The 23,330-nt window shown below is 64.8% G+C and carries 22 protein-coding genes; 10 read left to right on the forward strand and 12 right to left on the reverse strand.

The genetic code is table 11. The annotated features are described in order from the left end of the window. Positions 1-212: 212 nt before the first annotated feature. Positions 213-2,471 carry an NADP-dependent malic enzyme gene (locus ACFR9U_RS00445; RefSeq protein WP_247377752.1) on the reverse strand — a complete coding sequence of 753 codons (2,259 nt, stop codon included), beginning with the start codon at positions 2,469-2,471 and terminating at the stop codon, positions 213-215. A gap of 357 nt (positions 2,472-2,828) precedes the next feature. Here ACFR9U_RS00445 and ACFR9U_RS00450 point away from each other — a divergent pair, with 357 nt between their 5' ends. Continuing rightward, positions 2,829-3,344: a COX15/CtaA family protein gene (locus ACFR9U_RS00450; RefSeq protein ID WP_247377754.1), complete on the forward strand. Its 516-nt coding sequence runs from the start codon at positions 2,829-2,831 to the stop codon at positions 3,342-3,344. A gap of 24 nt (positions 3,345-3,368) precedes the next feature. On the opposite strand, the gene ACFR9U_RS00455 is transcribed toward ACFR9U_RS00450, so the two are convergent. The 3 genes from ACFR9U_RS00455 to ACFR9U_RS00465 are packed head-to-tail and all read right to left on the reverse strand — an operon-like array spanning position 3,369 to position 5,529. Continuing rightward, on the reverse strand, positions 3,369-4,880 hold the full coding sequence (locus tag ACFR9U_RS00455) for a replication factor C large subunit (protein ID WP_247377756.1): 1,512 nt from the start codon (positions 4,878-4,880) through the stop codon (positions 3,369-3,371). Positions 4,881-4,923: 43 nt separating this feature from the next. Beyond that, positions 4,924-5,298 carry a PIN domain-containing protein gene (locus ACFR9U_RS00460; RefSeq protein ID WP_247377758.1) on the reverse strand — a complete coding sequence of 125 codons (375 nt, stop codon included), beginning with the start codon at positions 5,296-5,298 and terminating at the stop codon, positions 4,924-4,926. Continuing rightward, on the reverse strand, positions 5,299-5,529 hold the full coding sequence (locus ACFR9U_RS00465) for an AbrB/MazE/SpoVT family DNA-binding domain-containing protein (protein WP_247377760.1): 231 nt from the start codon (positions 5,527-5,529) through the stop codon (positions 5,299-5,301). Positions 5,530-5,740: 211 nt separating this feature from the next. Here ACFR9U_RS00465 and nikR point away from each other — a divergent pair, with 211 nt between their 5' ends. The 4 genes from nikR to ACFR9U_RS00485 all read left to right on the forward strand — a co-directional run bounded on the left by nikR (position 5,741) and on the right by ACFR9U_RS00485 (position 9,236). Beyond that, on the forward strand, positions 5,741-6,160 hold the full coding sequence (gene nikR / locus ACFR9U_RS00470) for a nickel-responsive transcriptional regulator NikR (protein WP_247377762.1): 420 nt from the start codon (positions 5,741-5,743) through the stop codon (positions 6,158-6,160). A 259-nt stretch (positions 6,161-6,419) separates the two neighbouring features. Further along, entirely contained in the window at positions 6,420-7,451 is a 1,032-nt protein-coding gene (locus ACFR9U_RS00475; RefSeq protein WP_247377764.1) for a metal ABC transporter substrate-binding protein, read from the forward strand. Next, entirely contained in the window at positions 7,448-8,221 is a 774-nt protein-coding gene (locus ACFR9U_RS00480) for a metal ABC transporter ATP-binding protein (RefSeq protein WP_247377765.1), read from the forward strand. Before ACFR9U_RS00475 ends, ACFR9U_RS00480 begins: the two co-directional genes overlap by 4 nt. A 1-nt stretch (position 8,222) precedes the next feature. After that, on the forward strand, positions 8,223-9,236 hold the full coding sequence (locus tag ACFR9U_RS00485) for a metal ABC transporter permease (RefSeq protein WP_247377768.1): 1,014 nt from the start codon (positions 8,223-8,225) through the stop codon (positions 9,234-9,236). 28 nt (positions 9,237-9,264) lie between these two features. Here the strand turns inward: ACFR9U_RS00485 and ACFR9U_RS00490 are convergent, their stop codons facing one another. Beyond that, on the reverse strand, positions 9,265-9,894 hold the full coding sequence (locus tag ACFR9U_RS00490) for a metal-dependent hydrolase (protein WP_247377770.1): 630 nt from the start codon (positions 9,892-9,894) through the stop codon (positions 9,265-9,267). Between the two features lie 124 nt (positions 9,895-10,018). On the opposite strand from ACFR9U_RS00490, the gene ACFR9U_RS00495 reads away from it, so the two are divergent. After that, on the forward strand, positions 10,019-10,726 hold the full coding sequence (locus ACFR9U_RS00495; RefSeq protein ID WP_247377772.1) for a helix-turn-helix domain-containing protein: 708 nt from the start codon (positions 10,019-10,021) through the stop codon (positions 10,724-10,726). 36 nt (positions 10,727-10,762) lie between these two features. On the opposite strand, the gene ACFR9U_RS00500 is transcribed toward ACFR9U_RS00495, so the two are convergent. Then, a complete protein-coding gene (locus tag ACFR9U_RS00500; protein ID WP_247377773.1) occupies positions 10,763-11,146 on the reverse strand; it encodes a hypothetical protein in 384 nt (127 codons plus the stop codon). Positions 11,147-11,286: 140 nt separating this feature from the next. Further along, on the reverse strand, positions 11,287-12,630 hold the full coding sequence (gene hmgB / locus ACFR9U_RS00505; protein WP_247377775.1) for a hydroxymethylglutaryl-CoA synthase: 1,344 nt from the start codon (positions 12,628-12,630) through the stop codon (positions 11,287-11,289). A gap of 299 nt (positions 12,631-12,929) precedes the next feature. On the opposite strand from hmgB, the gene ACFR9U_RS00510 reads away from it, so the two are divergent. Together ACFR9U_RS00510 and ACFR9U_RS00515 are read left to right on the forward strand one after the other, a co-directional pair. Continuing rightward, positions 12,930-15,740, forward strand: a complete 2,811-nt coding sequence (locus ACFR9U_RS00510) for a BGTF surface domain-containing protein (RefSeq protein ID WP_247377777.1) — start codon at positions 12,930-12,932, stop codon at positions 15,738-15,740. Positions 15,741-15,840: 100 nt separating this feature from the next. Continuing rightward, a complete protein-coding gene (locus ACFR9U_RS00515; protein WP_247377779.1) occupies positions 15,841-17,268 on the forward strand; it encodes a hypothetical protein in 1,428 nt (475 codons plus the stop codon). A 39-nt stretch (positions 17,269-17,307) separates the two neighbouring features. Here ACFR9U_RS00515 and ACFR9U_RS00520 read toward each other — a convergent pair whose 3' ends face one another. From ACFR9U_RS00520 to ACFR9U_RS00535, 4 genes are all read right to left on the reverse strand, one after another. Further along, a complete protein-coding gene (locus tag ACFR9U_RS00520; RefSeq protein ID WP_247377780.1) occupies positions 17,308-18,729 on the reverse strand; it encodes a hypothetical protein in 1,422 nt (473 codons plus the stop codon). A gap of 296 nt (positions 18,730-19,025) precedes the next feature. After that, entirely contained in the window at positions 19,026-19,613 is a 588-nt protein-coding gene (locus ACFR9U_RS00525) for a DUF2150 family protein (RefSeq protein WP_247377782.1), read from the reverse strand. A gap of 117 nt (positions 19,614-19,730) precedes the next feature. Then, the gene (locus ACFR9U_RS00530) at positions 19,731-19,946 is read right to left on the reverse strand and encodes a hypothetical protein (RefSeq protein WP_247377784.1); all 216 of its coding nucleotides are present in this window, start codon (positions 19,944-19,946) and stop codon (positions 19,731-19,733) included. Between the two features lie 46 nt (positions 19,947-19,992). After that, the gene (locus ACFR9U_RS00535) at positions 19,993-20,838 is read right to left on the reverse strand and encodes a TatD family hydrolase (RefSeq protein WP_247377786.1); all 846 of its coding nucleotides are present in this window, start codon (positions 20,836-20,838) and stop codon (positions 19,993-19,995) included. Between the two features lie 92 nt (positions 20,839-20,930). On the opposite strand from ACFR9U_RS00535, the gene ACFR9U_RS00540 reads away from it, so the two are divergent. Next, positions 20,931-21,956 carry a sodium:calcium antiporter gene (locus ACFR9U_RS00540; protein WP_247377788.1) on the forward strand — a complete coding sequence of 342 codons (1,026 nt, stop codon included), beginning with the start codon at positions 20,931-20,933 and terminating at the stop codon, positions 21,954-21,956. A gap of 63 nt (positions 21,957-22,019) precedes the next feature. Beyond that, the gene (locus ACFR9U_RS00545; RefSeq protein WP_247377790.1) at positions 22,020-22,844 is read left to right on the forward strand and encodes a hypothetical protein; all 825 of its coding nucleotides are present in this window, start codon (positions 22,020-22,022) and stop codon (positions 22,842-22,844) included. A 9-nt stretch (positions 22,845-22,853) separates the two neighbouring features. Here ACFR9U_RS00545 and ACFR9U_RS00550 read toward each other — a convergent pair whose 3' ends face one another. Further along, positions 22,854-23,300 (reverse strand): NYN domain-containing protein, encoded by a 447-nt coding sequence (locus tag ACFR9U_RS00550; RefSeq protein WP_247377794.1) that lies wholly within the window; start codon positions 23,298-23,300, stop codon positions 22,854-22,856. Positions 23,301-23,330: the final 30 nt, after the last annotated feature.

Raw genomic sequence — 23,330 nt, forward strand, 5'->3', positions numbered from 1 at the left:
CGGGTTTTATATGTGCTGACAGCACAGTAATTTGATAATCGCTGGTTTTGCCGCGGATCGCGTCCGACGGTCGGGACCGCTCGTCCAAAGATCTGGACCAAAAAGCGCCGACTCAGTAGTCGTTCTGCTGGGCGTCCACAACCCACCTTTTTCCGGTTCGGGGTCGCTGCGCGACCCACTCACCGCAAAAATCTGGACCAAAAAGCGCCGACTCAGTAGTCGTTCTGCTGGGCGTCCACGACCGCGACGGACGCCAGGTTCACGATGTCTTTGACCTCGTCGCCGCGCTGGAGGACGTGGACGGGCTTGTCCATGCCGACGAGCATCGGGCCGATCGCCTCCGCGCCGCCGAGGCGCTGGAGGAGTTTGTAGCCGATGTTGCCGGCTTCGAGGTTCGGGAACACGAGAATGTTCGCTGGCTCTTCCAGGTCCGAGAACTCGTAGGTCCCGTTGAGAATCTCCTCGACGACCGCAGTGTCGGCCTGCATCTCCCCGTCGACCGGGAAGTCACAGGCGGGATCGTCGCGGAGGATCTCGGCGGCCTGGCGCGGCTTGCGCGTGCCCTCGTTGTCCACGGAGCCGAAGTTCGAGTACGACAGCATGGCGGCGCGCGGCTCGATGTTGAACCGACGGGCCAACTCGGCCGTGTGGCCCGTGACCTCGGCGAGCACCTCCGCGTTGGGGTTCTGGTTGACGGTGGTGTCGACGCAGAACACGACGCGGTTCTTGAACGTCAGCATGTACACGCCGGCCGCGTAGTTGGCGTCGTCGGCGGTTCCGATGACCTGCAGCGGCGGGCGCAGCGCCGAGGGGTAGTTGTGCATCAGACCGGTGAGCATCGCGTCGGCGTCGCCCATCTCGACCATGACGCTGCCGAGGTAGTTGCCGTCCTGGATGAGTTCGTCGGCCTCGCGCCGGGTGATGCCCTTGCGCTTGCGGAGTTCGTAGAGTCGCTCGGCGTACGGCGCGAGGTTCCCCTCGCCGGGGTCGATGATCTCCGGGTCGAAATCCAGCGCCAGCGTCTCCATGATCGCCCAGATGCGCTCGCGGTCGCCGATGAGCACCGGCTGTGCGATCCCCTGGTCGACCAGCTGTGCGGCCGCCCGGATCATCTTCTCGTCGTCGCCCTCCGCGAGGACGACGCGCTTTGGCTCGTTCTTGGCCTTGTTCAGGACGACCCGCATCATCTCGCGGGACTTCCCGAGGCGGGCCTCCAGTTCCTCGACGTACTCCTCGATGTCGAGTTCCTGTCGCGCGGCGCCGCTGTCGACGGCAGCCTGGGCGACGGCCGGCGCGACCTCGAAGAGGACCCGCGGATCGAGCGGTTTCGGGATGATGTAGTCGGGGCCGAACTGGAGCGGCTGATCGCCGTAGGCCTTCACGACGGCGTCGGGCACGTCCTGGCGGGCGAGATCTGCCAGCGCTTCGGCGGCGGCGACTTTCATCTCCTCGTTGATTTCCGTCGCACGCACGTCGAGCGCGCCGCGGAAGATGAACGGGAAGCCCAGCACGTTGTTGACCTGATTCGGGTAGTCCGAGCGGCCCGTGGCCATGATGACCGTGTCGTCGCGGGCGGCTTTCGCCTCCTCGTAGCCGATCTCGGGGTCGGGGTTGGCCATCGCGAAGATGATCGGGTCGTCGGCCATCGAGGCGACCATCTCCTGGTCGACGATGCCGCCGACCGAGAGGCCGACGAACACGTCGGCGTCGCGCATCGCGTCCGCGAGGTCGCCCTCGGCGGTGTCCTGTGCGAACTCCCGTTTGAACTCGTTGACGTCGCCCTGTTCGGCGCGGGCCTCGGTGATGATCCCCGAGGAGTCACACATCGTGATGTTCTCGCGTGAGGCGCCGAGCGAGACGTAGAAGCGGGCCGACGCGAGGGCGCTCGCGCCAGCACCGGAGAAGACGATGTCCAGGTCTTCGACGTCCTTGCCCGCGATGTCCGCGGCGTTGAGCAGGGCGGCCCCGGAGATGATGGCCGTGCCGTGCTGGTCGTCGTGGAACACGGGAATGTCCATCTTCTCGCGGAGTTGCTCTTCGACCTCGAAACACTCCGGCGCCTTGATGTCCTCCAGATTGATCCCGCCGAAGGTCGGTTCCATCGAGGCGATGGAGTCGATCATCGCCTGCGTGTCGTTCTCGTCGAGTTCGATGTCGAAGACGTCGATGTCCGCGAAGCGCTTGAAGAGGACGCCCTTGCCCTCCATGACGGGTTTCGAGGCCTGCGCGCCGATGTCACCGAGGCCGAGGACGGCCGTGCCGTCGGAGACGACACCGACGAGATTCCCCTTCGCGGTGTAGCTGAACGCGTCGTCGGGGTTGTCGCGAATGGAGCGACACGGCGCTGCGACGCCCGGAGAGTACGCGAGACTCAGGTCTCGCTGCGTGTTAGTAGGCTTCGTCGTCGAGATCTCGATCTTCCCGGGAGGGTCTTCCCGGTGATAATCGAGTGAATCCTCGTCCAGTCCCATGATGAAACTGGCACCGGGCCAGCGTAAAAAGATAACCGAAAGTGACATTCGACAGTCGTCGATTCCGCGTTACACGTCGACCAATTTATGCCCTCGTGGGCAATAGCTGCGTGTTCCGGTTCGAACGTCGGAACGTTCCACGGACCGCAACTAAGTGGTCGCATTTGTGGAGTGAGTGCAGTGCAACGGTGACCAGAGCGGTCGGTCGGGAGTCAGGACCGAATGGCGGACGTGGAACCGACGCTGAGCGACTGTCGCTGGCGATATCGGGAATCGGACGACTAAACGTATCGATCCGTTATCACGCGCCGGGAACGAAAAGCCGGGTCTAAATACTCGTAGTCCTCACGATTTGGTATGCGATACAGGTTTCGCCACCTCGCCGCGGTGACGACGGGGTTTACCTTCGCGCTCATCCTCCTGGGCGTGTACACGGGTGCAGCCGGCGCGGGGCTGTCCTGTGGTGCAAAGTGGCCGCTCTGTGACGGCTGGATGGGACTGTTCCCTGCAAACTGGCCGAGTTTCATCGAGTGGTTCCACCGTCTCGTCGCGATGGTGACCGGGTTCATGATCATCGGGACCGCCGTCCAGGCGTGGCGCCAGGACCGGTCCAAACGCATCCGCTGGGCCATGACCGCCGCAGTTGCCGTCCTCCCGGTTCAGATCCTGCTCGGCGGGAACACCGTCCTCAATTTCGGCGTCATGGCGTCAGTCGCCCACCACGCCGCCGCACAGATCATCTTCGCGTCGATGATCGCCACGACCGCCTGGTCGTTCGAGGCCGCCAAAACGCCGACCGGGGCCGACGCGGACACCGACACCGACACCGACGCAGGGGCCGAGTCCGGTCAATCGGGACCGGTCCGGCTCTGAGTCGGTCGCTCTTCTCTACGCGACCTACATGAAATCGCCGAGGCCGGACTGCTGGTCGTCGTCAGTGGCCTCCGCGTCCGCGTCCTCGGACCCGTCGTCCGCGCCCTCGTTGTCGCTCGCCGAGTCCTCGTCACCGCTGGCGCTCGCCGCCAGCGTCGCCTGCCCGTCACCGTCGTCCGCATCGTCCGCCCCGTCCGAATCGTCGTCCTCGTCGTCAGTCGTCGATCGCCGCGCTCCCTCGAAGGCACCGCCCGAGTGTTCGACGGCGGCTTCCTCCCGCAACTGCTCTGCGTCCTCGACGATGCGCTGAACCTTGTTGGTATCCTTCCCAGAGCCGGTAATAAATGAGACGTGTTCGGCGCTCAGATCGTAGCGAGCGGCCATCGCAACGGTGAGCTCGCGGTTCTTGCAGTGGTGGGTCATCACCGCCAGGTGGGGCATGATCTCGCGGCGGGCCGTCGCCATGCTGACGCCGCCCTCCTCTGCGATCTGCTGGGCGATGTGGTCGCGTTTGTTCCGCGTGCCACGCGAGCGACCGAGTTTCGACCAGTAACTCGGCGGGCCGTAGCGCGTCCAGCCGCCCTTCTTGCCGTCGCGGGCGGCCGCGACGCCGGCCGTCATGTTGTCGCCGGCGTACCGCCAGTACGAGTAGTCCTGCGTCGCGCGCACGCGACCGAGCCAGCGGTCGGCGTTGGCCAGAAAGTCGTAGGCCCGCGCCAGTTCCGCGCCCTCGTAGTCCTTGGGCATGTTGTCCTCGATCCAGTTGATGAGGTCGTCCGGCGTCTCGTCGACGTCGTAGGACGCTTCCAGGGCCTCCTGGGCGTCGGCCTTCTTGATGACCGTATCGAGGTAGTCGAAGACGCCGTTGGTCGTGTCGCGCTCGCCGGTGACGACGTTCTCCGCCCGGAGTTTCTCGCGGCCTTCACCGAGTGCCTGGAGGTCGTTGATGGCGCCGCGCAGGTCGCCGCTGTTGGTCTGGGCGATCTGTTCGAGCGCCTCGTCCTCGAATTCGAGCCCTTCCTGGCGGCAGACGTCCCGCAGCACCGGCACGATCGAGCGCTTGCCCACGTCCCGGAACTCGATGTCCTGGCAGGCGTTGCGCAGGGAGTTCGACATCTCGTAGTAGTCGTTGGCGATGAGGACCATCGGCTGGCCGGCCGACTTGACGATCGACGTCACGGCCCGCGAGCCACCGCGGTCGACGTTACCGTGGAAGTTGTCGGCCTCGTCGACGATGATGAGCTGGCGACCGCTCCCGCCGAGCGTGGCGTTCTGGGCGGCCCGGCCCGCCATCCGTTCGATGTCGTCTTTCGTCCGCGAGTCGCTGGCGTTGAGTTCCACGGTGTCCCACCCCATGTCGTTTGCCAGCGCGTGTGCCGCCGAGGTCTTCCCGATGCCCGGACTGCCGTGGACGATGACGGCCTCGCGGTGGTCCGCCCACGTGTCGGCCCACTTTTTGAGGGCGTCACGGGCCTTGTCGTTCCCCCGGACCTCCGCCAGCGTCGACGGCCGGTACTTCTCGGTCCAGTCGCTCATTGCACGATGGGAAGCGCGGCCCGCGTTTAGGGATTGCGGAGCGTCACTCGTCGCCGACGCCCTTCAGATCGAGTCGTGGCGCGAACGACTCGTACGTCTCGTCGCTAGACACGATGGGGTCACCGTCGGATTCGACGAGATGAATCGCATCGAACGGCGTGAACCCGTGGTCTTCGACGTACGTCGCCGCCGCGACCACGGTGTCGACGTCGCCGCGAACCTCGACGAGTTGTGCAGCGTTCGTGACGACTCGTTCGGTATCGCGGTCTTCCCGGTAGGCGACCATCAGGAGTTCGATGAGCGTGAACTGGGACGTCCAGAGTGCGTCTTCGTGTTCCCGGTACACCGTTTCGGCCGCCTCGCCCAGCCAGTCTTCGTCCTTGATGAGCGCGAGCAGAAAGTCCGTTTCGGCGTACATTCAGCGCCCGGCCTCGTCCAGCGACGCTTCGCGCGCCTCCGCTCGGAGTTCGTCGGACGACTTGTCCACGTCGTCGAATTCGTCACGAAGTGCTTCGAGAGGGTCTTCGGCGACCGGAATCAACTTGATTCCGTCGTGGACGTCGACGACGTGGTAGTTGTCGCCGTAGCGCTCTCGAATCTCCTTCGGGAGCGTGAGACGCCCGCGGTCGTCGAGCGTTGCATCGGACATATTTCTCTATACGATGGGTGAGTCTAAAAGAGTTCCCCAGATCTATCGTTCTACCCATCACCGACCTCGGGTTTCAGATCACGTTTTAGTGAGTAGGTGGAGTCACCGAAACACACGAGAGACACGCGATTCGGCCAACCGATCGGTCCAATCGCTACCGGTACGGCACGGAAAACTAAGATTTAATAACTCAATGGCCATGAGTTAATACATGACCGTCGTCAGCGTCTCGATGCCGGACGAACTCCTCGAACGGATCGACGATTTCGCGGACAATCACGGCTACACCGGCCGGAGCGAAGTGTTCCGCGAGGCCGCGCGGAACCTCCTCGGCGAGTTCCAGGACAAGCGCCTGGAGGACCGGGAGTTGATGGCCGTCGTCACCGTCATGTTCGACTACGAGACGACGACCGTCGAGGAGAAGATGATGCACCTGCGCCACGACCACGAGGAACTCGTGGCGTCGAACTTCCACAGCCACGTCGGCGACCACTACTGCATGGAACTGTTCGTGCTGGAGGGAGAACTGGAGGACATCTCGACCTTCGTCGGGAAAATCAGAGCGACGAAAGACACCATGTCCGTCGACTACTCGGTGCTGCCGGTCGACGACATCGGCATGCTGTCCTGAGGGCGGGCCCGACCAGCCGCCGTCTCAGCGGTCGCAGTTCCGATCCAGACGCGACCCGCGACGAGACCACCGCCTCCTGCTGCTTCTATCCGTGTGAATCTGATCCGGTAGCTGCTGGCCAACCGCGTTCGAAGCCCGCCGGGAACTGTGCCTGTCTCCAGCCCCTCGAGCGAGCAACAAGTGTCACCGGAACACTATTAATAAAACTTCACATCCCAATCATAGGAGTTATTAGAATAGGCTTTAGATTTAATAATATATGCCGACGCACACTCGTCGAGAGATCATCAGCGCAGGGATCGCACTGGGAGCCGCGGGGACGCTGGCAGGATGTCTGTCGGGGGAATCCAGTCAGACGGGAACGACGGCGCAGGCGTCGTTCCACGTCTTCGGGGACTTCGCATCGAAGGTCGCGGGCGAGACGGCGACGGCGGAGACGCTCGTCCCGCTCGGGCAACACGGCCACGGCTGGGAGCCGGGGCCGCGCGTTCAGGGCGACGTACTCGACGCTGACCTGTTCGTCCACGGCATGGAAGGGTTCCAGCCGTGGGCCGACGACATCGTCACGTCGATCGAGAGCGACGACGCCGCCGTCCGCTCCATCTCTGCAGCCGAGGGAATCGACCTGCACGAGCCCGGAGCGCACCAGGACCACGAGGAGGACGGACACGACGATCATCAGGAAACGGACGGCCACGGCGGGCACGAGACCGAGACCGCCCACGAGGAATCGGACGGCCACGACCACTCGGGAGGGGCAGACCCGCACTTCTGGCTCGATCCGATGCGGGCGAAGCAGGCCGTCGACAACGTTCGAGCGGGGTTCGTCGCCGTGGACCGCGACAACGCTGACGCCTACGCGGAGAACGCCGAGCGCTACCGCGCTGCACTCGACGACCTCCACGAGACGTTCCAGCAGCGACTCGAACCCGCGACGAAGAGCACCATCTTCGTCGCCGGCCACGACGCGTTCGGCTACCTCGGCGAGCGCTACGGGTTCCAGGTCGAGACGCTGACCGGGCTTTCGCCCGACGACACGCCGACGCCCCGGGACATCAGGGCCGCCCAGGAGATCATCGCGACCCACGACGTCGAGTACGTCTGCGCGGACCCGCTGGAATCACAGCAGGCCGCCGAGCAACTGGTCGCCGAGACCGACGCGAGCGAGGTGCTACCGCTCACGTCGATCCCCGGACAGACCGAGGCCTGGGACGAGGACGGCTGGGGATACGTCGAGATCATGGAGAACCTGAACCTGCCGACGCTCGAAGCGGCACTGGACGCGAAATGAGCGAGCGCGACGCAGCGAGCGACCGGTCGGAGCGTCACGTCGTCAGGTTCGACGGCGTGAGCTTCGGGTTCGGCGAGCGACCCGTTCTCGAAGACGTCTCACTGACCATCGATTCCGGCGCGTTCCTCGGACTCGTCGGCCCGAACGGCTCGGGAAAGACGACGCTGGTCGAACTCCTGCTCGGACTTCGGCGACCCGACGAGGGGCGCGTCACACTGTTCGGCGAACCGGCGCACGCGTTCGACGACGGGGAGCGCCTCGGCTACGTGGCCCAGCACGCCACGGAGGCCGCCAGTCGGATGCCAGTGACCGTTCGGGAAGTCGTCAGGATGGGGCGATATCCCCACCGACTCGTCGGTCGGTTCTCCGACGCGGACCGCCGAGCCATCGACGAGGCGCTCGATCGCGTCGACGTCACGGACCTGGCCGACCGCCGCGTGGGGAACCTCTCGGGCGGCCAGCGCCAGCGGGTGTTCATCGCCCGCGCGCTCGCGGCGGAGGCCGACCTGCTCGTCCTCGACGAGCCCACGGTCGGCGTCGACATGGAGTCGCGCGAGCGGTTCTACGACCTCCTCCACGATCTCAACGAGGAGGGACTCACCATCGTCCTCATCGAACACGACATCGGCGTCGTCACGACCCACGCGACCGAGATCGCGTGTCTGAACCGCCAGTTGTACTTCCACGGCGACCCCGAGACGTTCGTCGAGACAGACGCGCTCGCCGACGCCTACGGCGGGAATCAGGCCCCGATCCATCACAGTCACTAACATGCTTACACGAACTCTCCTCCAGACGACGGTCACGGAGCCGCTCAGGGCTGCGTTCGAGTGGTTCCTGCGGGACGCGTGGGGCGCGTTGATGAACGGGCTGAGCGCCGAGCTCGGCGTTCGGATGCTGGGCTATCCGTTCATGCAGCGGGCGTACCTCGCGGCGATCTGCATCGGGATTATCGGCCCGCTCGTCGGGACCTTCCTCGTCCACCGCGAGATCTCGATGATCGCGGACACGCTGGCACACACTGCCTTCGCGGGGGTCGCAGTCGGCCTGTTCCTGAACAGCGCGCTCGCGCTGAACCTCTCACCCATCACCACCGCGTTCGTCGTCGCCATCTGTACGGCCCTGCTCGTGGAACTGCTGGTCCAGCGCGGGTCGGTGACGACGGACACGTCGCTGGCGATGGTCCTGACCGGCGGCTTCGCGCTGGGGAGCGTCCTCATCTCGGTGACCGACGGCGGCATCGCCGTCGGCATCAACGCCTACCTGTTCGGCTCGCTCGCGACCGTCTCGAAGGCCGACGTCGGACTGCTGGTGCTGATGACGCTGCTCGTCTCCTCGGTCATCGGGCTCGCCTATCGACCGCTGTTGTACGTGACGTTCGACCCGACGGCGGCGCGCGTCGCCGGCATCAGCGGCGCGTGGTTCAACCGGCTGATGACCGTCCTCACCGCCCTGGTCGTCGTCAGTGCGATGCAGATCATGGGCGTCATCCTCGTGGCGGCGCTGCTCGTCGTCCCGGTCGCCACCGCCGGTGGCGCTCGCAGTTTCCGGCGGTCGCTCGTCACCGGCGTTCTCGCCGCCGAACTCGGCATCCTCTTCGGGATCACCATCGCCTATCAGTACGGCCTCGCGGCCGGCGGCACCGTCGTCCTGACGGCGATCGGGCTCTACGCCCTCAGGGTCGCAGGCCGACAGGTCGGGGTAGGACGGCTGCTGAGTGGCAGACCCGCAACTGCCGACCGAACGGGGTCGCGACCCAAGGCCGACGGGAGCGACGAGGACTGACGCCGCCGCGGCACAGTCCGCGGGACCGTCACGTCTCGCGGAGCCGACCACCGACGACGACGAGACTCGTCAACACCAGCAGGAACTGCCAGCCGGTCTCGACGAAGGGAAACACGCGGCGGACGTGCTTCGGCTCGGCACCGCGCGTGGGGTCGACGCCGCTGTCGACGTGCATCTCCTGGGTGGAGCCGAGCGGTTTCGCCTCCACCATCCCGGTGTCGAGTTCGACGAACGTCTGGACGAACCCCTGCTTGTTCGAGAGGATCGCTTTCCCGTTGAGCCGGTAGAACTGGTCGTGGAGCGGGTAAAAGAGGTTCACGCCGCTCGTGAAAAAGTCCAGCCCGATGGCCGAGAGGACGACGGCGACGAGGCTGACCCATCCGATCCGTGGCGCGTCCGTACCGAACCGGGCGCGGAGCAGCGACGAGTCGCGAATCCGCGTGTCGTAGGCGAGTGCGGCGGCGACGCCGAGCGGAACGAGGAGCGTGTGAAAGGCTGCCCGGTGGGCGCTCGTGACGACGAGACCGACGAACACGTCGAAGTCCACGAGGACGACGGCGGCCAACACGACGGCGAGACTCCGAGCCGAGAACGCGCGTCCGAGCAATCCGGCGGCGATCAATCCGGCGAGGGCGAGATGAACCACCGTGGAGGGCATACCACAGATGGATGGGCCGACAGCCCCATATTGGTTCCAGCAAGTGTTACCTGTCCGTCGGTGCCTTCCGACCGAGAGGTCGCTGTCGATACGCTTTTGCGTCGGACGTGAGAGGGGATTCAACATGCCTCGCGGCCCCCGTCGGGAACTCGCCGAGAAGATCGCCGGCGAGATCACGCTCAGTGACGATCCGGGCGCCACCCTCCGGAAGTGGCGCACTGATTTCGATGTCTCCCAGACTGAACTCGCCAACCAACTCGACGTCTCCTCGTCGGTCATCTCCGACTACGAGAGCGGTCGCCGGTCGAGTCCGGGGATCGGGATCATCAACCGCGTCGTCGCCGCACTGCTCGACATCGACGAACACCGCGGCGGCGGTCGGATCCGTCAGCACGCCCGCGTGCTCTCGGCCGGCTTCGAGAGCGACATCGTCCACGACCTGCGAGAGTACCCGGCGACCATTCCGGTCGAACGATACTACGACGCCATCGACGCCACCGAAGTCGTCCGGGGCGCCCAGGACACCGTCGCCGGCCACACCGTCATCGACAGCATCGAAGCGATCACGCGCCTCTCCAGCGAGGAGTTCTACCGCCTGTACGGCCAGTCGACGAATCGTGCGCTGGTGTTCACGAGCGTCACGCGCGGCGAGTCACCGCTCGTCGCCATGCGCGTCGTCAATCCCACGCCCAACGCCGTCGTCCTCCACGGCCTGAACGAAGACGCCCTCTGGGAGCACGCCCCGGCGCTCGCCCGCATCGACGGCTTCTCGCTCGCGGTGACGACGGCGGACCTGCCGACGATGCTCGAGAGTCTCGACGAACTTCCCTGACAGCGTGGGTCGCGGCTCCGATCCGGCCTGGTCGCACTACCCGAAAAAGTACGGAATCCCCCACACCGACCCCAGGAGGAACAGGACGACAACGGCGAGCACCAGCACGACTTTCCCGACGGGCGTGCTCGGCGTGACGAACCCGAACAGTCGTTTGGTCCGCGGACCGGCGTGTTTCAACACCGTGTAGAGAACGCGCGCGAACGACATCGCGATCAACAGCGACACGACCGTCGTCGCCAGAAAGATCAAACTGACAAACAGCGGTCGCGGGAGGTTCGCATCCGCCCACGTGACCCCGTCGACGATGAGCGCGGTCCCGGGCGAAAGGAGCCTCGACACACGGTTCGGGAGGACGGCGTACGCGGCACCCGCCACCACGAGGATGCCGACGGACACCTTCTCGGCGAGGCTGGTCATATCCAGGAGTATAGCCTCACTGGATTTGAATCTTCTCGCCGACTGTTCGAAAAGAGATACGTACCGCCAGACGGCAACGGAACCACCCGTGCGTTCGTCAGCCACCTGTCTGACGAACGGTCCGTCCGCGACGCGATTCGTTACTCGACGTACCGGTATTTCCGCTCGCCCATGCGCCCCCAGCCGTCGAAGACGAACTCGCCCTCCGGAGGCGTGAACGCCTCCGCCTCGGCGTCCGTGTCCTTGTCGTGGTTGTGGACGTCGTGGATGTGCTCGTACTCTTCGTAGGAGATGCTGTAGCGGTTGTCGAGTTGCTCGTCGACGTTGAGGGCCGCGATCTCGTCTTCCCAGCCGGACTGGACGGTCTCGGCGTGGACTTCTGCCTGGGCACCGCTGCCGTAGGACGCGACGCCGAGCGTCGCCCCGGTCAGATCCATGTCGTTTTCGAGCGCGTGTTTGAGGCCGCTCGCGCGGGCGACGTGGACGCTGCCCGTGTACCAGTTCCCGACTTCGCGGCTGATCTCGAGCGTCGGGTCGACGACGCGGTCGTACCAGTCACGGTACTGGTCGGTCTCGACGAGCTCGTCCGTGTACTCACCCATCGCGTCGACGTAAGCCTCGTCGGAGTCGAACGCCTCCGGACGGGGCTGGCGACCGATGTCCTCGGCGAGTTCCTCCTCGATCTCCGTGTCGCGGATCGTGTGGCGATAGGCCAGCGCGGCGGCCTTCCGGACCATCCCCGGGAACGGCGTGTGGAAGGGAAGCAGGGTGAAATCGTCCGGGTGGATCGTCCCGGCGACGGACTCGAAGTCCCTGACGGCCTCTCGCATGCGTGCGAGATACACCTGGACGGACCGCTTGCCGTCCACGGAGGGGAACTGCTGGTTCGGCTTGAGGAAGTCCGTCTCGTCCGCGCTCCCGAAACCCTGTTCGGTCGAGAGTTCCACGACGTCGGGGTCTTCGCTGATGAGCATCGCGACGGCACCCGCGCCCTGGGTCGCCTCGCCGGGGTCGCCCCGGGCGTACAGCGCGGTGTCGGTCGCGATGACCAGCGCCGAGCGACCGCGGTGGCGGCCGGCGCGGATCCAGTTGTACGCGTCGTCGATGCTCTGGGTGCCCGCGACGCACGCGAACTTCCGTTCGCCCTTGTTGGCGTGGTGGAAGTCCTCGTCGAACACCTGCTCCAGGCAGCCCGCGATGTACGTCGAGACCGGCTTGGAGTTGTCGAACGCGCTCTCGGTCGCGACGTCGATGCGGCCGATGTCCGCGGGCGTCAGCCCTTTGCGCTCCATCAGCCGATGGGCGGCGTTCGCTCCCATCGTCACGATGTCCTCGTATGCGTCGGGGAACGAACTGGCGTGGAGTCCGAGCCCTTTCGTGTACTTTTCGGGGTCGTCGCCCTTCGCTGGCGCGAACGTCTCAGCCAGGTCGAGTTCTAACTTGCCCGTCCGGATCTCGATGGCGTCGATGCCGACCGCTGTCATATCCTATTCTCAGGAGAGCTACTATAATATATTGTCGTCTGAGCTATCGACAACTGTCGAAGTCAGACGGCCAGGCCCGACGCTCCAATCCGACATCGACGCACAGAGGCATAAACTAATATGTGCTGGCGGCAAATAGACATTTCACTCAATAAATACCGATCTCGACGGCCGGATTCCGGCGGATCGCTGATCGACCGACACTGTCAGAGTATGATACTAGCATGACTTGTTCATCGTCGCGAAAGAAAGTACGAGCAGTGTTTCTGGTGATCGTCGTCGGCCTTTCGACAGTTACGATGACCGCGTCTCTGACGGGAACGGCCGCGGCGACGAACGCGCCGCTGGAGGTCGCCGGGAACGACCTCCCGTCGTCGGCGATCTACCTGGGACAGGAGCTGGAGGTCGGCGTGACCGGCTCGTCCAATCAGGATTTCGAGGTCGACGACGGGGAGACGGTGTTTTTCTACGAGCTACTGGACGGGGACGACATCAGACTGATCGACACCGAGACGGTCGAAAACGGCGAGATAACGCTCGACACCGCCACGCTCGACGACGGCGGTCAGTTCGCGATCAACAACCGGAGTTCCGACGAAGCGTATCAGACCGAGTTCGGGATCTTAGAGCAGGAGTTCGACGCCGAGTGGTCACAGGAGACGGTCACCGAGACCGACGAGGCGGTGGCGCTGGAGATTTCCAGCAATCGCGATCCCGCGTACAACGTGACGATCAGCGCAGACGGTCTCGACTACGACGAACTGAACGCGACGTTCATCCATCCCGGGACGGGACTCACGGAAGTGACCGATCCGAGCCACCTCCCGCTCGACCGCCTCGGATTCGACCGCGACGAGGGCGACGGCCTCAGGGAGCTCCGGAACAGCGGCTACATCACGCTGAACCTCTCGACCTCGACGCGCTTCGCGAACGAAGAAGAGATCGTCGCGAACTTCACGAACGTCGATGCGGAGGAGGGCCTGGCGGCCGGCGAAGAGTACGAGTTCGAGATATTCGTCACCGACACGACCGCGTCGGACAACGTCACGCTCCAGACCGGCGAGACGACTGCCGAGTTCGACCAGGAGCTGTACACGCGTGCCGCCGGCGACCTCGCCGAGTTCTCCGTGTCGCTGGGCGCGACCGACGAAGCCTGGGTCCAGTTCGTCGATCCGGACAGCAACTTCGTGGACGTCCTCTACCTGAGCGACGACGACAACGACGGGGAGGTGACGTTCACCGCCAACACCCGCCTCGTCGGAACCGACCACGCCAGCGTGAGCGGACTCAGCGACGACGACACCGACGTCGTCTACCACTCCAGCGGCGACACCGTCACCAGTCACATTCACGACGAAGCGATCGCCAACAGGGGCACGGCCGTCACGAGTGCGACGTTCTACGACGAGACGGTCGCGGACGAGAACGAGCTGACGTTCAGCGAGTACGTCGAGGACGTGAACGGCAACAGCCCCACGGCACAACTCTCCCGGCCGCTACAGCCGACCGACTACGACCTCGTCGTGGCCAACAACGGTCGGTTCGTCGCCGAGGACGGGGAGCCGACGGTCGACGACGAGATCGGGTCCGCCGAGTTCGACCTCGTGCAACCGAGCATCAGGGACGTCCACACGTGGGCCGCCCCGCGGGGACAGGCCGACGAGGAGAGCACGGTCGCGGACCTCTCGCCGGACCTCACGGCCCGCGACGAGATCGCGCTGGGCGACCGGGCAGTCGTCCAGTTCAACGCGACCGGCCTCGTCGGCGCGATGGCGACCATCGACTACGTCGAAAACGGGAACGACATCACCGACGGACTGGAGGAGGGATTCCCGCCGAACGTCCTGCACGAACTCGCCGTCGGCGAGACGGCGTGGGAAGGCGAGGGCATCCACTTCTCGTTCGAGGGCGAGAAGTTGGTCAACCGGGACCGCAACGAGATTGCCCTCGCGGGGGCGTCCGACAGCGACGCGTACGTGCTGGTCGACCAGCAGACGGCAGAAGACAACGTCGGCGTCGTGAACGTCGTGGTGGACACCGACGCGGAACCGTTCGACGACGGGCTGCAAGACGGCGAGCGGTTCGAGACGGGGTTGCTCTACGACGCGGCCGGCAGTGCGTTTTCCTTCGACGGGGCGGGCCCGCTCGGCGGGCAAAACGGCGACGAGACAAATCCCGCATACCCGTACTTCCCGGACGGATTCAGGGAGAACGTCACCGAGGCTGCGGCGATCACGTTCGGGGAGCCGACTGTCCGGTTCGCGAACACTGACGGGGAAGGCGACGACGAAACCGTCCAGCTGGCACCGGACACCGACGCGCTGGTGTCAGGCACCACGAACGTCGCACCAGGTTCGGAGGCGATGGTGAGCGTCCGGCTCACGCCGCCGGATCAACAGCTGCCGGAGGAGGACCCGAGCTTCCTGGCCCGACAGCAGGTCGACGTCGAGGACGACGGCTCCTTCAGCACCGAACTCGACCTGGGCAGTCGCGTCGTCGGTGAGGAGGGCTACGTCCAGTTCCAGGTCGGCGAGGAGACGATCGACACCTACGACGTCGTCTTCCGCAACGTCAGCCAGGTCGAGGAGCCGTACTTCGACGTGACCGTCGATGCACCCGCACAGACCGCCTACAACGCCACCTTCGACGTGTCCGCCACCGTCACGAACACCGGCGACAGCGCTGGCACCGGCGAGTTGGCGATCGCCGTCGACGGGGACACCGCCGTCAGGGGCGTGTTCGACCTGGACCGCGGGGAGTCCGAGACGCTGACCCAGGAGCTGACGGCGGATCGAACCGCGATCGAAATCGTCGCACGCAGTCAGGACACCGTCGCGAATCGGACCATCAGCGTTCTCGGGGACGACGTCGCAACGGAACAGAACGGGACCGACGCGACCACGAACGGAACAGTCACGACGACGCCCGCGGAGAGTTCACCAGCGGCAACGCCGGACGAGCAGCCGGACAGCGGGACGCCGACCGAACAGCGGACCGGGCAGGAGGAGCGCGGACTGATCGGCTTCGTCCCGGATTACGTCTTCGGGGCGGGCGTCATCACGCTCGCGGGTGGTGGGATCGTGCTGTTCCGCCGCTGGAACACGGTCTAACCGCGCCCCGACGGGTGAGCCGACTGGCCCAGAACGCGGACGGAGTTCCTGACGGCACAAATGGCTAAATGATTATATGTGCGAGGTCTGTCTAGACGGTATGGACGACCAGCGGCGATTGTTCCTCCGAGCCCTCGGCGCCGGGCTCGGGCTGGGATCGGCGGGCTGTCTCACGCGCGGCCCGACCGAGCGGACGCCGGACGCGGAGGTCGTGACCACCCGAGCGGTGACCGACCAACCCGTCGAGGAAACCCCGGAGACTGTCACGACCGAACCCTCGGAACCGGACGTTGACGAGCAGGCGGAGGTGACCGAGGCAGAGGCCAGACTCGCCGAGACGACCGACCGGATCATGGACGAGTTGGCGTGGTTCGCCACCGAATACCCGAACGCGATCGAGGCGTACAAGGAGGCTGGCGACGAGGTCACGTCGGCGGTCAGTGAGGTCGGCGAGACGGTCCCGCTCACCGAGCAGGACGTGCGACGGCTCGACGGCGAGATCGACCGACCCCAGATGGATCAGGGGTGGCCCTGGAACATCTGGTGGGAGAAAGGCGAGAAGCGCTGGCGACGGATAGACGTCGACTGGCAGGAGCCGAGCGAGGACCAGTCGGACGAGACGCCGCTGGCCGCGTCGGACGTCGAGCGGCTACGAGACGAGACACAGGCGTTCGCAGACACCTTCGAAGCGGAGTTCGACCCCCACTTCACTGGTGGGAAGAAGGAACGGCAGTTCAGTAAAAACACGATCGACGTCATCAAGCGGTTCAACGACTTGGGTGACCGGGCGATGGTGGTCGCTGGCCTCGTTCGACTGTTCGAGCATTACGAGGCCGTTGTCAGCGCGGCGTATGTCCAAAAGAACCTCTCCAATGACCCGATACAGAATCGGTTGGCCGACTATATGGTTTCAGACGCTGATACGATCCCTGCTCCGCCGCTTTTCGAGGTCGAGTACCACCAGGGCCAACTCGGTCACACGGCGTTTGTTAACCAGCAGTCAGTAGGCACTGAGCGAACTGAGGCACTGTATCAGGCCAAGCCGACAGCGACCATCGACGGATCGAATCTGGAATCCGGTCAGCTTCGATTGCAGGACGTCGTCGAAGAACTGGAGGTCGGCACGAGTCGGGTCGACAGGTGCTACTGTATCGTATCCGCGTGGGTAGACCTCGACGAGAAGTATTACAGCTCCGAACTCCCCTCACAATCGGTGTTCGTCCAACGGTACCGGGACGCCGACGCCGCTGGCACCGCGCACGAACGACTTCTTGATCGAGACGGCGTGTCCCGGATCGACGGGACCGAAATCGTGCTCGGCGACGGAGATGGCACGACGTGGGAACCAATCATCTTCCCGTTTCGGAGCGAATCCTGGTATGCGTTATCGAAACGAAGCGGGCGCAACCTGTTGATTGCGGCTGTCAGCCGACGGCCGTTCGAGCACCGGGACGGTGAATCTGAGGGCAGTTTACTTCAGCGGGTACTCGGGCTATCGTGGCTACGTTCCGCGCCCGACTTCGATTAGCACAAGATTCCTGAAGGCAGAGGTTTATTCTCTAAGGAATTAACAGGTTTTCTTATTTTCGTTATTACTGTTACCATCAGCCTTCCCCTTAATGACTTTACAGACTTTATTGCCTGCGTCATCTTCTGCTTCGAGTTGTATCTCGTACTGATTGTCGTAATCCCAATTACCTGAGGAAGTCTCCGTTTTGTCTAATCCAGAGAAGGTATCTTGCATTTCGTTGTCGTCTTTGTTGTATACGAATACCGTTACCGAGTCTGGACCGATATCCCCGTCTGGATCTGTAACGGTCCATTCTATCTCGTAGAGAGCTGAACTATACCACCCTATCTCAAAGCTATTGTCAGTCACGTCAAACGTTTCGATAATCGGCGGTTGACCATCTCCATCTCCATCGCCATCTCCACCACCACCACCGCCACCACCGCCGCCTGACGCTTGCACAGTCACGTCGAACGTCACTTCCTGCTCTGCAGGAACGCTGTCCGGGACGTCGTCTTGCTCGCTCGCGCTGAACACGATGTCCTTGTCGCCGGTGCTGCTCGGCTCGTAGGAAAACGAGACGCGGCCATCAGCGCTTGTCGTTTTCTTCACGTCATCGAACTCGCTGCTATCAGCATCCGAATCACCCTCGTCTAGTTCGACCGTCACGTCACTGAGTGGGTTGTTGTGCTCGTCCCGGGCCTCGATGACGAGTTCCTGGGTGTTGCCCTCCGTCACCGAGGATCCGTCGCCTTCGACGTCAGTTACGTACGCCAGTTCCCGCTCCGGAATGCCGTTTCCAACCCCGACGTTCGCCATCCTGAGATTGTAATTCGTGTCGGGTTCCAGTTCGAGAGTGATATCGTAGGGAGAGTCGTCCCCCGTATCGCTGATGTCGGAAATATACTTGTCCGGAGCCGTGCCGTCGGGATCGTACTCCGCTTCGAGTATCGATTCCCAGGTCGCTTCCGGGAACTGTGATTTGAACGTGAGTTCGACGTTACCGGAACCTGTGTCCGTTACCTGAATGGTTCTGTCCGAGGAGCTAACCGGTTCGACGTCGACGCTCACGGTGTCCGAGGCTGCTCGGTCGAGTTTCCCATCGAGCGTGATGACCGTGATGTCTTTGCCGTCGATCAGCGTCTGTCCGGTGACGGGACGATTGCCATCCCGGAACCGGTTGAACAGGACCGAATGCTCGTAGACGCTCACTGGCGCACCCTGATAGACGTTGTACGAGGGATCGTAGACGAGAATCCCAGTGTTGAACGACCGGTCGCCGTTCCAGAAGTCGTCCGTTTCCTCGTCGGTCGCCCTGATATTCGAGAAATCGAACGACGCGCTGTCCGTTTCGTCGGTCCACTGCGTCCGGAGCGATCCCGAAACCGGGCCGGGATTGCGCGCGACCAGTCGGCTGGGGTACCTGGTGCCGAGCGCCACTGACACCGACTTGGAACTGCTCGCGCCCGGCATCGACACGATCGCGTTGCGCACCTCCTGGAGCTGGCCCTGGACGCGCTGATTGTGGTTGAACTCGACGTTCTCGTTCTGGTTCGGGACGACGAACGCCTGGTACGTGCTGAAACTGATGACGAGAATACCAAACAGCAGGACGGCGCCGATCTGAATGGCCTGTGCCCTGTCGTCGTCCCGGAGTTGCATTTCACTGCGATTTGGGTACCCGGACTGATATAAATAGCGGACGGGTCACCCACAGAGGGGCAGCGCTGCCGCTGCGGGAGTGACGCGCATCGGAGAAACGAACGCGCCAGCGCTTACTCGCCCTCTTCGTCCTCTTCGACGACCTCCGGATCGCTCATCGCGGTCTGGAGGCTGTCTAGCCCGTTGACCCACTCGGCGACGAGGCCGAACTCCAGGTCCTCTGCCAGTTCCATCGACAGTTCCTGCCCGTCGATGATGCGCGTCCCTGCCTGGGCACAGTACCCCAGCGCCGCGTCGAGGTCTTCCTCGGCTTCCGCGTCCGCGGCGGCGCGGACGTACTCCTCGATGGTGCCGTCCTCTGCGACGCCGCCCGCGATGTACTCCTCGGCCGCGTAGAACACGCAGACCAGGGAGGTCTGGACGCCGTCGACGAGCATCAGTTTCTCCTCGTCGTCGAGGGTGACCTCCGCGAGGACGATGTCGCGGACGTCCGCGAGCTCGTCAACGGCCTCGTCTTCCTCCAGGTGGCCGTCGTCGTAGGCCGTGATGATCTTGGCGACCGCGATCGCGGTGTCGTCCTGGAGGTTCAACAGGAGGCGCGCCGAATCCTCGTCTTCCGGATCGATGTCTTCTTCGTCGATCCTGTCGATCCAGTTCTGCCAACGCTCTTCCGTGTAGTACGCACCCGGCGGTTCACTCATACCTCGCCCTATACACAGCCGGGAATATAAACACCCTGAGCTACGACCGCCAGCGACGAAGACCTGTCACCGCGACTCAATACCATCCTAACAGGTTCGTCCCGCCCCGCCGATCGCCTACTCGTCGAGGACCGCGTACTGGCGCACGAGCCCACACTCCGGGCACAGCACGGTCACGACCCGCTTGCGTTCGTGGAGTCCGAGCTGCCCTAACAGCCCTTCGCGACGCTCTTCAGTGCGCACGTACGGTGCCTGGTACTCCTCGAGGCCCGCTTTCATCCCGTACTGGACCTGTCGCATGGCCACGCCGCAGTCGGGGCAGTCGACGTCCATGCCCGGCGTTCGGTCCCGCGAGAAATCAGTGGTTCGGCCCTGGCGATCAGGAATCGAGCGTTGCCTCGGTGTCGATGTCGTACACGCGCGAGGGGGTCTCCACGTGTGCGTTCCGGACGGCGTCGTCGTAGCCCTCCTGCAGGAGCCAGCGCACGCGCCGTGGCACGGTCTTGGGACCGAGCACCGCGCCCGGGCGGTCGGGATCGTCGATGAAGTCCGTCTCCATCAGGAACGGCTCGCCCGCCTGGGCCGCGACTTCCAGTTCGTCCTTGTTGCTGAGAACGCTCGGGGTGGGGCCTTCGACGTGGCCGCCCGAGTAGTGTTTGACGACGCGCTCGCGCGGGAGCCCGCGGTCCTCGGCCCACTCGGCGACCTGACGGAAGTCCTCGCCGCCCTCCGTGTGGAGCTGGACGGCACAGCCCGCCTCGGCGCCCAACTCGAAGGCGTGTTTCATCACGTCGTTCGAGGCGTCCCAGCTCTCGTCGCTCACCTCGTAGTGGGGGCGGCCGGACTTGAGCGCCAGCGCAGGCCCGTCGGCGACGTACTCGGCGGCGACGTCGAGGCCGGCCTGCATCAGATCGCGTGCTTCCGCAGGGTCGTACCCGCGGTCTTCCAGCTGAGAGATGAGCGCCGGGTGGACGCCGAGAACGGGCCAGGCGCGCCCGTCCAGCACGTCGGTGGCGTCCGCAGCCGCCTCGACGGTGAGGTCGAACACCTCGCGGAAGTCCTCGGGGGCGTCGACGTCGACCCCGAGCGACCACGAGGGCTTGTTCAGCACGAGGAGGTGCGTGCCGCCGTGGTCGGCGAACTCCTCGACGGCCTCGGTGTTCCGGCCGTTCACCGGATCGAGGTGGAGGTGGTCGTCCAGCACCGGCGTGTCGAGTTCGTCCATGTCCGTACGCGGGCCTGCCGTCGCCAAAAGCGGTTCGTCTCACCACCCGGCCTGCGCAACGGCTTTGTGGATTCCCCCTGAGGTCCCGCACGATGGCCGAGGCCTCTGCGTTCGACGTCGGCGTCATCTTGGTGGCGACGCTCGCGGTCTGGAAGGGGAGCGACTGGCTCGAAGGCGCCAGCGATCAGCTCTCGACGTACTACGGCCTCCCGCTGGTCGTCCAGGGCGCGATCGTCGCCGCGGTCGGTTCGAGTTTCCCCGAACTCGCGTCGGTCGTGTTCGCCGCCGTGTTCGCCGGCTCGCTCGAACTCGGCGTCGGCGCGATCGTCGGCTCCGCGATCTTCAACATCCTGGTGATCCCGGCGCTGGCCGGCATCCTGACCGAGGACGACATCGAGTCCAACCGCACGCTCGTCTACAAGGAAGCGCAGTTCTACATGCTCGCGGTCTCGGTGTTGGTCATCACGTTCGCGCTCGCGGTCATCTACTATCCCGACCCGAACGCCACCAGCGACCTCGTCGGCCTCGTGACGCGCCCGCTCGCCATCATTCCGCTGGGGCTGTACGGCCTCTACATCTTCATCCAGATTCAGGACACGGGCGACTACGAGGCCGAGGAACCCCCGGCCGACCTCGACGTGAAAACGCAGTGGGGCTACCTCCTGGCGGGCCTGGTCGTCATCCTGGTGGCCGTCGAGCGCCTCGTTCACTCCGTCGACCTCATCGGGCAGTCGCTGGGCGTCCCGGGGTTCATCATGGGCGTGACGATCCTGGCGGCGGCGACGAGCATGCCGGACGCCCTGGTGAGCGTCCGGCAGGCGCGCGACGAGCGCGGCGTCGCGTCGCTGGCAAACGTCCTGGGCTCGAACACGTTCGACCTCCTCGTCGCGATCCCCGTCGGCGTCCTCATCGTCGGCCAGTCGCCCATCGACTTCGCCATGGCCGTCCCGATGTTCGGGGTGCTGACCGCCGCAACCATCCTCCTCTTTACCGTCATGCGGACCGACCTCTCGCTGACGGACGGCGAGTCCGCCCTCCTGCTCGTCGCCTACGTGGTGTTCATCGCCTGGGTCATCGCCGAGAGCACGACCACGGTCGTCGACTTCCTCCCGAACTGACGCGGTGGTGGGCGGTGAGTTCGTGTATGGACTTTTACTATCCGGTCGTGAGAACGCCGACACGTGACCAGCGTGAACGCGATCCTCGTCGGCAGTATCGCCGTGGTCGTCGGAGTGGGTGCGCTCGTCCAGGCGCGCGCGCCGTACGGCCGATTCAAGACGATTGCCCAGTTGCTGACCACGACCGAGCAGAAACTCGCGCCGGGCGCGGAGACGATCGTCCGCAGGCGGACGCGCGTGCGGGACCAGGCGACGCCGGAGCGGACGCCCCCCGAGCCGATCGACGGGGCCGCGCCCGCACTCTGGGCCTGGCGGGTCCGCCGGAAGCGAGACGACGACGCAGCCGACGGGAGCCGCTGGACCACCGTCGAGAGCGGGCTCGCCGTCGGCGACTTCGAGTTTACTGACGAGTGGGGACCGGTCAGGTTCGACGAGTCGTGGGTCAGCACCGACCTGGCGGAGTCGCTCGAACGGATAGACGACCCCTTCGAGGCGTCGGACCTCGAACTCGGCACCCCGGACGTCGATCGACCGCTCGGCGAGCCCGGTCTGCTCACTCGGCTCTCGGAGCACCTCGGTCTGACGGGCGAGGACGGACTCCTCGCGGGGCTGGAACTCGGTCGCCGCCTCGGCCTCGAATCGGAGACGCCGGACCGGTACCAGGCCACCATCGTCCGTGACGGCGAGAGACTCCTGCTCCGCGGCGAGATCGCGCGCACTGACGACGGACTCGTCGTTCGCGACACGACGGAGATGCCGCTCGTGGTGGCAAACGGTGCGCTCGAAGACGGGGGCCGACGCCTGCAGTTCAGAGCACGTACGCAAGCGGTCGCCGGGGCCGCGTTGGTGCTCCTCGGCGGTGCGGTCGCCGCTGGTCTGTTTCTCTGAGGGTCGCCGTCACTCCAGCGTGACGGCGTCGTGGGCTGCGGTCCGGAGGGCGTCGGAGCGGCCGTATTCACCGGGCGCGATCGCGAACGTTCGGACGTTGCGTCGGGCGGCCGCCTCGACGACCGGTTTGAAGTCTGTGTCGCGCGAGGCGATGGCCAGCACGTCGATGGCGTCTTCGGCGACGAGCGCGGTCGCATCGACGGCGAGTTTCACGTCCACGTCGCCGCTGGTCGTGACGACCTCGAACCCGTTGGCTTCGGCCGCCTGGATCAGCCCCGGCGAGGCGTGTTCGTCGAGATACAGCCGCGTGACGACGAGGTGGCCCCTGGTTTCGGCGGCGTCGCGAACGTCCGAGAGATCGACGTCGAACTCGGAGCGCAGGACGTTCGGTCCGTCGACGAACAGTCCGACGCGCACGGCTTCGCTCCCATCGAGTAACCGGCCCAGCAGTCCCATATCCTCGCATACGTGGCGGTTGATAAATGA

Source organism: Halorientalis brevis, assembly GCF_042678165.1.
GTDB lineage: Archaea > Halobacteriota > Halobacteria > Halobacteriales > Haloarculaceae > Halorientalis > Halorientalis brevis.